The organism is Ligilactobacillus sp. 110_WCHN (assembly GCF_030518115.1).
Lineage (GTDB): Bacteria > Bacillota > Bacilli > Lactobacillales > Lactobacillaceae > Ligilactobacillus > Ligilactobacillus aviarius_C.
Genome location: NZ_JAULLI010000003.1, coordinates 40,202 through 53,826 on the forward strand (window position 1 = coordinate 40,202; position 13,625 = coordinate 53,826).

A 13,625-nucleotide genomic window follows, 5' to 3' on the forward strand; every position below is an offset into this window, starting at 1 on the left:
TCAAACTGTATACAATAAATAATAATATTAAATGAGTTTATTGAACAATGTAAACGTTTCCCTCTGAATGTAATAATTTATATTGTAAAGAAAGCGTTACCAAGCGTTTTCAATATTTAAGGAGGGAAAACTAATGGATACGACAAAGAAAAAGAGCAATTTAGGCTCTGAACTTTCATATTCAGTAGGTGCTTTTGGTAATGACCTGTTTTATGGTGTTATCGGAAGTATTATGATGTTTTTAACATCAAGTTTGTTTATCAGTGGAAGCAAGTCATTTAATGACCATATGATTGCCACTGTTACCACAATTTTAGTTGCGGTTCGTATTTTGGAATTATTCTTAGATCCGTTTGTCGGCAATATTATTGATAGAACTAATACTAAAATTGGACGTCACAAGCCTTGGGTATTAATTGGTGGGATTGTTGCCGGATTCTGTGCAATGCTTGTTTATACTAATTTAGGTGGTTTATCAGACAGCAAACCAGCATTATACTTGGTATTATTTGGGGTTCTCTACGTTGCATTGAATGTTTTCTATTCATTCCGTGATAACGGGTTCTGGTCAATGTTGCCTTCACTTTCAGTTGATTCAACTGGTCGTGAAAAAGCTTCAACTTTTGCCCGGATCGGTTCTGCTTTAGGTGGTAACTTAAACGGAATTATCATGATGCCAATTGTATTGTTCTTCTCATACGGTTCAATGCATGCTCATGGTTCAGGTAATGAACATGGATGGTCAATGTATGCTTTAATTGCAACGTTGATCTGCTTTGTAACAATTGCTGTTTTAGTACTTGGAACGAAAGAACAGACAACTCAAATTACCGATACATCAAGCCAAGAAAACACAAGTTTCTTAGGAATCTTCAAGGTAATTGCTCACAATGATCAATTATTATGGGTTATCGTTGTTTATGGATTATACTGCATCGGAATTAACTTATTAGGTAACTTACAACTTTACTACTTCACATACATTCTTGGACAACCAGCTAAATTCTCAATGCTTGCTGGGGTTAACTTAATTATTCAACTTTGCTTGATTTCAGTATTCCCGAAATTATCAAAGATGTTTAAGCGGAAGAATGTTTTCATCGCCTCAATCATTGCAATGCTTTGCGGGGTTGGAATTCTTTCATTTGCAAATCACAGTGTATTCTTAACAATTGCTGGATGTGTAATCTTCACAGTTCCTCAACAATTAGTATTCTTAGTAATCTTAATGATTATCACAGATAGTGTTGAATATGGACAATTAAAGAACGGACACCGTGATGAAGCTTTGACATTATCAATTCGTCCATTGCTTGATAAATTAGGTGGTGCCATTGGTCAAGGTTGCGTTGGTGCAACAGCCATCATCTGTGGTATGACAAGTGGTGCAACTGCAAAGTCAATCACAACAGCTGACGTATTGAAGTTTAAGGCAATTATGCTTTGGATTCCTGCTGTATTAATTTTAATTGCATTGTTCTTCTTCATGAAGAAGATTACTTTAACAGAAGAAAAACACGCTGAAATTGTTGCAGAATTGGAAAGCCAAATTGCTTCACAAGAAGTTGCTCAAGCAGAAGCAAAGGTCGAAAAAGACGTTAAGGAAGATGTCTTCTTTGCTCCAGTAAGTGGTAAGATCGGATCATTAAGCGACGTTAAGGACAAAATCGTTAAGAATGGAATGCTTGGTAAAGGGGTTGCCATTACACCAAGTGATAACCATATCTTCGCTCCGTTTGACGGAACGGTTCGGACGACATTCCCAACTAACCACGCAATTGGACTTGTATCAGATACCGGAGTTTCAGCATTGATTCATGTCGGAATTGATACTGTCAAATTACAAGGACAAGGATTTAACAGTAATGTAATTCAAGGTCAAAAGGTCCATAAGGGTGATTTGTTATTAACATTTGATGACGAATTAATCAAGAAGAACAATTTGAGTGATGTAGTTACTGTAACAATCTTGAATACTGCTGAACTTAAAGACTTCGAAGTCTTGAAGAAGGTTGGTTCACAAGTTAATACGGGTGACGACTTATTCAAGGATGAGATGTAAAAGCGATTTTTAAAGAAAGGCTGCGGCTTTTAGCCGTGGTCTTTTTTTGATTAAAGTGAAATATGAAAAATATCCGATAATAACAGGGTAAATATGTCAAAATGTAAACATTTTATTTAGGACAAATTAAATTTATTGCTGGTATTAGATGATTTATTTCACAATAGAATGTCATTATGTATACATATGATTTTTGCATGGAATGAATTAATTAGTTTATGTAACCGTTTTTATAGATGTGAAATAATACAAGTATAGAGAAAACGGTTTCTCTAAGATGATTTAAAAGGAGGCTATTTCGATGCCAAATTTAATTAGTTTTGATGAACAAAATAAAGTATTTCATCTTCATAATGACAAAATTTCATACATTTTTTCAGTTGTCGAAGGTGGATTACTAAATCATTTATATTACGGAAAAAGAATTAATGAATATCATGGCGAAATGAATTACCCTCGAATTGACCGGGGCTTTTCTGGAAACCTTCCCGGATCATTAGACCGGACATTTTCACCAGATACCTTAATGCAAGAATACAGTACAAGCGGAATTTGTGATTATCGCACGCCGGCGGTAATTGTTCGCCAAGAAAACGGATCACGGGCCTCACGGTTTGAATATCAGGGTTATCGGATCGAAGCCGGAAAACCGAAGTTAAAAGGCCTGCCAGCAACTTATGTTGAATCTGACGATGAAGCGGAAACCCTTTATGTTACTCTTAAAGATCAAGTTTCAGATGTTGAAGTGACATTGCTGTATACAATTTATCATGATCGGGCAGTGATTGCCCGGTCGACTCAGGTAAAGAACAACGGGGATGCAGCCGTTTATCTCGATAAGGTAGCATCAATGCAAATTGATTTGCCAAATCAACCGTTGGATGTTGTTAGTTTCCCAGGTGCTCACGTTAATGAACGTGATATGGAACGTGTTCACTTAAATCGGGGCGTTCGTAAATATGAAAGTCGGCGGGGAACAACAAGTCACCAAATGAATAACTTTGTTGCACTATGTTCACCGAATACGGATGAAATGAATGGTGAAGTTTATGGATTTGACCTAGTTTATTCCGGCAACTTCGCAATTGAAGTTGAACGCGATCAAATTCAACAAACCCGGGTAACATGCGGAATCAATGACTACAATTTTGCTTGGAAATTGACTTCAAACGAAGAGTTTCAAACACCTGAAAGTTTGATTGTGTACTCTGACAAAGGATTTAATGGAATGAGCCAAGCATTCCATCATTTGATTCAAGAACGGGTTGTTCGCGGAAAGTATCGTGATCAAGAACGACCAATCGTAGTTAATAACTGGGAAGCAACCTTTATGGACTTTACCGAAGAAAAATTAACGCCGATTGTTGACGAAGCTCAAAAACTTGGCATTGAAATGTTTGTTCTTGATGACGGCTGGTTTGGTCATCGTGATGACGATAATTCATCATTGGGTGACTGGTATGTTGATCAGAAGAAGTTTCCAAAGGGCTTGAAGCACTTTGCAGATTACGTTCATGATAAAGGCCTTAAGTTCGGTTTGTGGTTTGAACCTGAAATGATTTCAATTGATTCCGATTTGTACCGTGAACATCCAGATTATATGATGGCTGTTCCCGGACGGAAACCATCACCATCTCGGAATCAATATTTACTTGATTTGACTCGGAAAGATGTCCGTGACAACATTATCGGCCAGGTTGAAAAGATTTTACGGGAAAATGATGTTGATTATGTCAAGTGGGATATGAACCGACACTTATCAGATATTTATTCAGTTAAATTACCGGCTGATCAAGAAGGTGAAGTATATCACCGTTATGTTTTAGGCTTGTATGAAATGGTTGATCAAATCACGAGTGACTTCCCTGAAATTCTCTTTGAAGGTTGTTCAGGTGGTGGCGGCCGCTTTGATACCGGTTGGGCATATTACATGCCGCAATCATGGACAAGTGACAATACGGATGCAGTTGCCCGTCAACGGATCCAATATGCAACGTCATACGTCTATCCAACGTCAACAATGACGGCTCACGTTTCAGTTTCACCAAACCAACAAACCGGGCGGCAAACATCATTTGAAACCCGTGGGAACTGTGCAATGAGCGGTGTCTTTGGATATGAATTAGACTTGACTCAAATGAGTGATGACGAAAAAGCAATGGTAACAAAACAAGTTGCTGAATATAAAGAAATCCGCCATCTTGTTCAATTTGGCGATTTCTACCGTTTGAAGAGTCCATATACATCAAATGAATGTGCATGGATGTTTGTTTCACCAGACAAGAAAGATGTTTTAGTAAAACAATTCCAAACAATGGCAGATGCTCAAGCATTGTCAACGATTACTAAATTAGTTGGACTTGATCCGCAAAAGCATTATCAAAACGTTGAAACGAAAGAAATCTTTGGTGGCGACGAATTAATGAATACCGGGTTCTTTGATCCGCTTTACCATCATGATTATGCAAGCAGCAGTTATCATTTTAAGGCAATCGATTAAGATTGAAATAATTGATTAAGAAAGAATGGAGAATATAAATGTCAGTAAAGAATAAAGCAATGTTGATTACCTATCCGGATAGTTTAGGAAAAAACATCAAAGAATTAACCGAAGTCTTGGAACAAAACTTTGGGGATGCAATTGGCGGGGTTCACTTATTGCCGTTCTTCCCTTCAACGGGTGATCGGGGCTTTGCACCGGTCGATTACAAAGATGTTGATCCACAATTCGGAACATGGGAAGACGTTGAAAAGTTAGGCGAGAAGTATTATTTAATGTTTGACTTTATGATCAATCATATTTCGCGTCAATCAGAATATTATAAAGATTTCAAGAGGAATAAAGATGCCAGCAAATGGGCAGATTTGTTCTTAAGTTGGGATAAGTTTTGGCCAGAAGGACACCCAACTCAAGAAGATATTGATTTGATTTATAAACGGAAAGACCGGGCGCCATACCAAGAAATTCATTTTGATGATGGAACAACGGAAAAGCTCTGGAATACCTTCGGCGAAGAGCAAATTGATATGGACGTTCGGACACAGGTAACAAAGGATTTCATTAAATCAACCCTTGAAAGCTTAATTGATCACGGCGCTGACATTATTCGCCTTGACGCGTTTGCATATGCGGTTAAGAAATTTGGAACCAATGATTTCTTTGTTGAACCTGAAATCTGGGATTTATTAAACGAAGTTGACGAGATTGTTAAAGCTAAGAAGGCTGAAATTTTACCTGAAATTCATGAACATTACAGTATGCCATTTAAGATTTCAGATCATGGATACTTTGTTTATGACTTTGCCTTACCAATGGTTACGCTCTATTCAATTTATAGTGGGAAGACCGATCAGCTTGCCAAATGGTTAACGATGAGTCCAATGAAGCAGTTTACAACCCTTGATACCCATGATGGGATTGGAGTGGTCGATGCACGGGATATTTTAACGCAAGATCAAATTGATTTTACAACTAGTGAATTATATAAGATCGGAGCAAACGTAAAGAAGAAGTATTCAAGTGCAGAGTATCATAACCTTGATATTTATCAGATCAACACGACATTCTATTCAGCTCTTGGAGATGACGATCGGCGGTACTTCATGTCGCGGTTGATTCAAGTCTTTGCACCGGGAATTCCGCAAGTATACTATGTTGGGTTGCTTGCCGGAAAGAACGATATCAAGTTGCTTGAGGAAACAAAAGAAGGACGGAATATTAACCGGCATTACTACACTAAAGAAGAGGTTGCTGAAGAAGTTAAACGCCCGGTTGTTGCTTCATTATTAAAACTGCTATCGTTCCGGAATAACGAAGCCGCATTTGACTTAGATGGTTCAATCGATGTTGAAACTCCAGACGAACACTCAATCATTATTTCACGTTTGAGTGCGGACGGTAGTCGAAAAGCTGTTATGGAAGCTAACTTGAAAGACTTAACATATTCAGTGAAGGTTAATGGACAAGAAGTTAAATTTTAGTTGAATAATCTTTTAGATTTAAAGGAAGCGAGCAATTGCTTCCTTTTGTGATAAGTAGAAGAAATGACAATTAAAAAACGTAGAGTTATCATGGCATTTTTCGGGGTAATTATTACGGGACTTTGTGTAGGTGGATTGCAGAAAGCCAATCTTGGAACTGACCCATTTACGAGCTTTGTAACGGGAATTGCCAACTTATTTAAATCACGATACAGCGTATTTTATGTTGTGATTACAGGAATTTTATTACTAGGAATTTTTTTGATCGATAAACATTATATTGGAATTGCAACGGTTATCAATCTTTTGTTGACCGGTGGTGCAGCGGATATGATGCATCATCTTCTTAATAGTTTAATTCCATTTCCCGGGTTATTTGCCCGTTTTGGAATCATGGCGGTTTCATTGATATTTACCTGTTTTTCTGCGGCTTTATATTTTTCGGCAGATCTAGGAGTATCAGCGTATGATGCGTGGGCATTGATTGCGTCTGATCGCCAACAGGTGGTTCCATTTAAGTTTTGTCGGATAATAACCGACTCTTTCTGTGTACTGATTGGCTTTATTTTTGGTGCAACGGTTGGAATTGGAACGGTATTGACTGCTTTTTGCATGGGACCTTTGACAAACTTTTTCCGCGAAAAAATTACTAATCCAATGCTAGAAGAATAAAAAATTGCTGGCTCGCATTCAGTGAGCCAGCAATTTTTGTGTTTTATAGACTACTATCACGAATAACGAGATCAGTTTTAATAATTGTTTTTTCTGCAGGACGAGGTTTGGTTGCCGAAATTATAGTTTGAATTTTATTGACTGCTTCAATTCCCATTTCTTCGGTATAAACCTTAATGCTGCTTAATGCCGGATACGTGTATTTCGCAATCGAAGTATCGTTAAATGAAATGATACTTACACGTTTAGGAATGTTAATGTTGGCCTCTTGGAAGGCCTTAACCGCTCCAATTGCGATTGCATCGCTTGCAGCAAAAAATGCTTGGGGAAGCTTTTCACCAAGTTGTGAAATTGCTTTTTGAGCCATTTGATAACCAGAATCGGCACTGAATTTACCAATAAAGATGTAGTCAGAATTGTATAGCTTACGGTCCCACATATAGTTCTCAAAAATATGAAAACGGTCATCACTCATCTCCTGGCCATCTTTTGTTGACCCTTTCCCAATTAAAAGACCAATTTTTTTCTGATTACATTCAATAAAGTGATTGATGACATTAATTACTGAGTTTTGAAAATCGGGTAAGACGCAAGTGTGGTTATATAATAAGGTATCTTGGTCAATAAAAACAATGTTAGGACTAATCTTTTCGAAATTTTTAATTTCAGCGGCGCTGTATTTTCCAATTGCAATGATGCCGTCAACTCTTTGAATTTTATCAAGACTATCATTATAAAAAACGCGGACAAATGAGTATCCAAGTTCGGTACATTGTTTTTCAACCCCGTTCCGAATTGAAAAATAATAGAGGTCATTGAGTTCTTCTTCTTGGGTACACCATTGAACAATGGCAATTTTAATTGCTTTGTTTTTACTATTTTTTTTACGATTATTACGATATTCGAGTTTTTCAGCCGTTAGTAAAATCTTTTTACGTGTTTTTTCACTAACCGATAGGGTTTCGTCGTAATTTAAAACGCGTGAAACCGTAGCGGGTGATACGCCGGCTAAATTAGCAATGTCTTTAATAGTAGCCATAAATAACTCCTTCTTGTGTTTCTAGCTAAATTATATCATAAAAATATTTAGTAAAAACATATGGAAATATTTACTAAATTAAGTATAATAAAAATGAAAGGTTACTAAAGGAAGGAGTGATTTAATGAACTCGCAGGAATTAAAAATGAATTTTAAAGAAGTTTATCAAGCTGATCCAGACGTACTGTATTTTTCACCCGGAAGAGTAAACTTGCTGGGAGAACACACAGACTATAATGGTGGTTATGTTTTTCCATGTGCAATCTCTTTAGGAACATGGGGTGCGATTCGTAAAAGAGATGATCGGCAGCTGAAGTTCTTTTCGGGTAATTTCAAAAAAGAAGGAATTATTACAGGTGATTTAGACCATCTAGAGTACAACCCAGAAGCAAAATGGACGAATTATGCGAAGGGAATTATCCATTATTTTGAGCAAAATGGATACAAAATTGATGCTGGAATGGATATTTATATTTGGGGTAACCTTCCGCAGGGGGGCTCAGGGTTATCCTCATCGGCTTCAATTGAAATGCTTTTTTGTGGAATGATTGAAGAATTATTTGGTTATAAGTTAGATGATCTTAAAGCAATTAAGATGGGGGTCGATACCGAAAACAAATATTTAGGACTTAATTCTGGAATTTTAGATCAATTTATCATTCGAAAAGGGAAAAAAGATCACGCAATTTTACTAAATACTGCTGATTTAAATTATGAGTACGTTCCAGTTGATTTAGGTGATAATGCACTTGTTATTATGAATACCAACAAGCCAAGGGCATTGGTTGATTCGAAATATAACGAGCGGGTGAAGGAGTGTAATGAAGCACTGACAGTTTTCCAAAAAGATATGAAAATTAATTCACTAAGTGAGGTAACCGAAGCAGACTTGATTAAACACATGAGTGAACTTGATAGTCGGCACCTCCAGCGTGTTCGTCATATTGTATTTGAAAACCAATGTTGTCTATTGGGAAAAGAAGCATTGGATAATGATAACCTTCAAGAGTTTGGGAGAATTCAAAATGCTTCCCATGTCTCACTTCAATACGATTATGAGGTAAGCGGGGTAGAATTAGATACGCTTGTCCATGCAGCATGGAAGCAGCCGGGCGTTTTAGGAGCTCGCATGTGCGGTGCGGGATTTGGCGGCAGCGGAATTGCGCTCATTTCTAAGGACAAGGTAAACGAATTTGAAAAAAACGTTGGTAAAATTTATGAGGAAAAGATCGGATATGCACCTCGATTCTATACAGTCGAAATTGTTGATGGTGCTCACCGTTTAAGAGAAGAGGATTAAAAAATGAAAAAGGTAATGACACTTGTTGATTCATTTGTAAATGGAGTAATCGAAGAAAGCGACTATGAAAGTCTTGACCGCAATTACTTGAAGAATCGGGTTTTAAACCTTGTGGGGGAAGAAAATATTCCAGTTGCTCCAGAAACGGATGACTTGATTGAATTGAAAAATCAACTGGTTCGAGTTGCTGTTCAAAATCAAAAGATTGGTGACACTGTTAATGAGCAGGATAATCTTGGAGCAGAATTAATGGACTTTATTACGCCGGCTCCGAGTATTGTAAACCGGCGCTTCTGGGATGAATATCAAATTTCACCGCAAAAAGCGATTGCTGCATTTTATGATTTAAGTAAACGAAATGACTATATTAAAACGAAGGCGATTGCGAAAAATATTTACTTCAAACATCCAAGTGAATATGGTGACATTGAAATTACCATTAATCTTTCCAAACCTGAAAAAGACCCAAAGCAAATTGCGCTTGCAAAGAAAATGAAGGCTTCCGGTTACCCGAAATGCAACCTTTGCATGGAAAATGAAGGGTATCAAGGACGAATCAATTATCCGGCACGGACCAATCACCGCATCATCCGGCTTAATATTGATGGTCATCAATGGGGATTCCAGTATTCACCATATGCCTACTTCAATGAACATTGTATCTTTTTAGATTCTGTTCATGAAGAAATGGTAATTGATAAAAAAACATTTAAGCAATTATTGACGATCGTTCAAAAGTTTCCGGGTTATTTTGCGGGCAGTAATGCTGACCTTCCAATTGTTGGCGGTTCGATTTTATCGCATGAACATTATCAAGGCGGGCGGCACACGTTTGCGATGGAAACGGCTCCGATTGAAACGCCAATCAAATTTGCTGGCTTTGAAAATGTTGAAGCCGGGATCGTTAAGTGGCCAATGTCAGTAATTCGATTAACAAGTTCAAACATGAATCAGATTTTTGACTTAGCAGATAAAATTTTGCAAAAGTGGAATCATTACACCGACACGTCAGTATCAGTTGTTGCTCAGTCAAACGGCGAATGGCATCATACGATCACCCCAATTGCGCGGATGCGGAACGGAAAGTATGAACTTGACCTTGTTTTACGTGATAACCAAACATCTGCTCAATATCCAGATGGAATTTTCCATCCTCATAAAGATGTTCAGCATATCAAGAAGGAAAATATCGGCCTGATCGAAGTTATGGGGTTAGCAATCTTACCGCCGCGTTTAAAGAAGGAAATGCAAGAAGTTGAAAAGTATTTGCTCGGTAAGGATAATCAAATCGCTGATTACCATCGTGAATGGGCAGACGAAATTAAAAAGAAATCATTAGCTTTGAATGACCAAAACGTTCATGCGATTGTTCAAGATGAAATCGGAAAGGTCTTTGTCCGGGTTCTTGAAGATGCAGGGGTCTTCAAGCGGGATGAACAGGGACACCAAGCATTTATGAAGTTTATTGACGCAGTTAACCAGGAATAAAATAGCAACAAAAAAAGCCATTTCAACGCTAATCGCTGAAATGGCTTTTTGCTATTTAATCAAGTTTTATTCGAATTTGATGACTTTCCGACCTTTAATTTCGCCGTTCTTCATTTTATCGATCATCTCATTGACTTCGTCTAATTTGCATACTGATACGATCGGCTTGATTGCACCATCGGCAGCTAAATCGAAGGCTTCTTTTAAATCTTGACGGGTTCCGACTAGTGAGCCGGCAACTTGGATGCCGTCAAGGACGGTCTTAACGATTGATAATCCCATCTTGCCTTTTGGTAAACCAACCGCAACGACCTTTCCGCCAGCGCGTAAACTATCAACGGCTTGGTCAAATGCGATTTGCGAAACCGCCGTAACGATCGCGGCGTGGGCACCGCCAAATTGATCGTGAGCAAATTTTCCGGAATCAGCATTCTTTGAATTGAAGGTTAAGTCAGCACCGACTTCCTTGGCATATTCCAATTTGTCATCGTTAATATCAACGGCTAATACATGCGCCTTAAAGACATTTTTAGCCCATTGAATTGCTAAGTTTCCTAAACCGCCGCAACCCATTGACCGGGACGGATTCCGGAGGTCTTTAATGCTTTGTAAGTTGTTACGCCGGCACAAGTAATTGAACTTGCTTGGATCGGGTCTAATTTTTCAGGAACTTTAACGGCAAAGTCGCCTCTAATAATGCATTCTTCGGCCATTGCGCCATCCATGTTATAACCGGCGTTTTGAACCGAACGGCAAAGAGTTTCCACAGTATTCACACCGGCCGCATGCACCGGCTAACCAAGCGATTGAAACGCGATCGCCGACTTTAAGCCCGGTAACTTCTTTTCCGATTTCCTTAACGCGGCCAATTCCTTCATGCCCGATGATTCTTCCAGGATGCGGTCCGAAATCACCCGCTGCAACGTGCAGGTCGGTGTGGCATAAACCGCAATACTCCATTTTTACTAAAATCTCGTTATCCTTAATTGGACGTAACTTAACATCCTTAATATCAGCATAGTCATCTGAATTTGGCCGCACAACAGCTGCTTTCATCAAAATTCCTCCCCATAATAGATTCGAAGATTTGAAAGGTTACCTTTCTATGTTTATAGAAGCGCACCGATTGGTCAGAAACAGTTAATTAAATTAATTTATATAATTCGGCAGCGTACTTGAAAATAAAGGAACGTAGGGCTTAAAAATTGGTTTCCCAATGCCTTAATAAAAATTTTAAGAACTTTTTTCAAAATCTAATTCCGAATTTTATCAATTAATTTGGATCGATTTATTCTTCGGAAAAGCAGAAATAAACTTAATCAGTTTGCTAAATTGGTATGATCATTCGCAATTAACGGAATAATAATCATATTTAAAAATGAAAACGTTAACATTGATGGCCTAACCAATTTCTAATTATCAGCGATGAATCATATAATAATCCAGGATTAATTAATTTAAGGGTTTACATGTAAATGTGATTGGTCTATACTAATTCAACGCAGTAAACGTTTTCAAAATTGTTAAAATAGCTAATAATTAACCATTTCGTGATTTGTAATGATTTATTATTCAAAAGTAAAGATTCTGGGAAAGACTTTTGAAAGTTTGTTGCACCTTAGGCTTTAAGAGTCAAAATTTTAGGAATCGGCGAGTTAATTAAATTAATTATATTAATCAGATTTTACGTTATTGGAAATTTTGACGATTGAATATAGCAAGGAGTGATTAGGATGGCTACTGGAAAGCCAGGGTTTAAAGACCGCTTGTTAAAGGTCGTTGGTAAAATTTTATCATCCCGGCACATGGTTGCTTTGCGTGATGGGATCGCACAAGCTGTTCCGTTGATCATTATCGGATTAGTCTTTATGATTATCGGGCAATTCCCGATTCAAGCTTATTTGAAGTTCATGGCGCACACGTTTGGACCGCATTGGAACGTTGTGATCCAACAAATTACATTTGCGTCATTTGATTTGATGGGGTTAGTTGCGGTTATCGGAATTTCATATAATTTAGCTAAAAGTTACAAGGACATTGATCCGTTACCAACAAGTTTAGTTGCAATGTGTGGGTTCTTCTTAACAATTCCATTTACAATGCATAAGGATGGCACGTTCTGGATCCCGTTGGCTCAATTAGGTTCAACTGGTTTATTTATTGCAATTATTATCGGGTTATTCTTAACTGATTTTTATGTTTGGATGATTCACAAGCACATCACGATCAAGATGCCTGCCAGTGTTCCACCAGCTGTAAGTAACTCATTTGCAGCCTTATTCCCAGGCTTCTTCTGCTTGTTGCTTGTTTGGATCGTTCGGTTAGCAATTTCATTTACTCCAATCGAAACCATTCCAAACTTGATGCAATTTATTTTCAAGCCGATTTCAGCCGTTGGAACAAGTTTGCCAGGCGCATTGCTTTGTGAATTCTTGATCTCATTCTTATGGTTATTCGGGGTTCACGGGGCCAACGTTGTTTCTGGAATCATGATGGCCTTCTGGTTACAAGCCATGCAACAAAACGCAGCTGCTTTCGCTGCTCACAAGGCATTACCACACATTGTTACCTAACAGTTCTTTGATAACTTTGTTCACATCGGGGGTGCTGGTGCTACATTAGGATTGGCAATCATGATGATCATGTTTGCGAAGAGTGATGAATATAAGACTTTGGCCAAACTGGAAATCGCTCCCGCATTCTTCAATATTAACGAACCGTTGATTTTCGGGTTCCCAATCGTTATGAACATCTACATTGCATTGCCATTTATCATCGCACCATTAGCAAACGTTTTGATCACTTACGGGGCAATGGCAACCGGATTATGTGCCAAGACAATCGGGGTCATGGTTCCATGGACGACACCAGTCGTGATTTCAGGGTACCTGGCAACTGGTCACATTTCAGGCGCAATTACTCAAATTGTCTGCTTGGCAGTTGATGCTTTGATCTACGTTGGCTTCTTTAAGAAGGCTGATAAAAAGAAGATTCAAGAAGGATTGGCAATGGAAAACAAGTAGTAGTTAATTTATAAAAATCAAGCATTCCTTGGTTTTTATGTTAAATTAAAAATGTAAGCG

Annotated in this window: 7 protein-coding genes and 2 pseudogenes; 7 read left to right on the forward strand and 2 right to left on the reverse strand. The window is 38.0% G+C overall.

What is annotated here, in order from left to right:
• Window positions 1-133 precede the first annotated feature (133 nt).
• The 4 genes from Q3C15_RS01805 (at window position 134) to Q3C15_RS01820 (ending at window position 6,715) form a co-directional block, all read left to right on the forward strand.
• Window positions 134-2,062, forward strand: coding sequence for a glycoside-pentoside-hexuronide (GPH):cation symporter (locus Q3C15_RS01805; RefSeq protein WP_283596763.1), 1,929 nt, complete (start codon window positions 134-136; stop codon window positions 2,060-2,062).
• Window positions 2,063-2,363: 301 nt separating this feature from the next.
• A complete protein-coding gene (locus Q3C15_RS01810; RefSeq protein WP_302703745.1) occupies window positions 2,364-4,562 on the forward strand; it encodes an alpha-galactosidase in 2,199 nt (732 codons plus the stop codon).
• Between the two features lie 38 nt (window positions 4,563-4,600).
• Window positions 4,601-6,043 (forward strand): sucrose phosphorylase, encoded by a 1,443-nt coding sequence (gene gtfA, locus Q3C15_RS01815; protein WP_302703747.1) that lies wholly within the window; start codon window positions 4,601-4,603, stop codon window positions 6,041-6,043.
• Between the two features lie 63 nt (window positions 6,044-6,106).
• A complete protein-coding gene (locus Q3C15_RS01820; RefSeq protein ID WP_283596766.1) occupies window positions 6,107-6,715 on the forward strand; it encodes a YitT family protein in 609 nt (202 codons plus the stop codon).
• Window positions 6,716-6,758: 43 nt separating this feature from the next.
• On the opposite strand, the gene Q3C15_RS01825 is transcribed toward Q3C15_RS01820, so the two are convergent.
• Entirely contained in the window at window positions 6,759-7,754 is a 996-nt protein-coding gene (locus tag Q3C15_RS01825) for a LacI family DNA-binding transcriptional regulator (protein ID WP_302703749.1), read from the reverse strand.
• A gap of 124 nt (window positions 7,755-7,878) precedes the next feature.
• On the opposite strand from Q3C15_RS01825, the gene Q3C15_RS01830 reads away from it, so the two are divergent.
• Window positions 7,879-9,054, forward strand: coding sequence for a galactokinase (locus Q3C15_RS01830; protein ID WP_302703751.1), 1,176 nt, complete (start codon window positions 7,879-7,881; stop codon window positions 9,052-9,054).
• 15 nt (window positions 9,055-9,069) lie between these two features.
• On the forward strand, window positions 9,070-10,542 hold the full coding sequence (gene galT, locus Q3C15_RS01835; RefSeq protein WP_283596799.1) for a UDP-glucose--hexose-1-phosphate uridylyltransferase: 1,473 nt from the start codon (window positions 9,070-9,072) through the stop codon (window positions 10,540-10,542).
• A 66-nt stretch (window positions 10,543-10,608) separates the two neighbouring features.
• On the opposite strand, the pseudogene adhP reads toward galT, so the two are convergent.
• Window positions 10,609-11,598 (reverse strand): annotated as a pseudogene (gene adhP / locus Q3C15_RS01840) (alcohol dehydrogenase AdhP).
• A 677-nt stretch (window positions 11,599-12,275) separates the two neighbouring features.
• On the opposite strand from adhP, the pseudogene Q3C15_RS01845 reads away from it, so the two are divergent.
• Window positions 12,276-13,565: pseudogene (locus tag Q3C15_RS01845) on the forward strand (PTS sugar transporter subunit IIC).
• The last annotated feature ends 60 nt before the right edge of the window (window positions 13,566-13,625 follow it).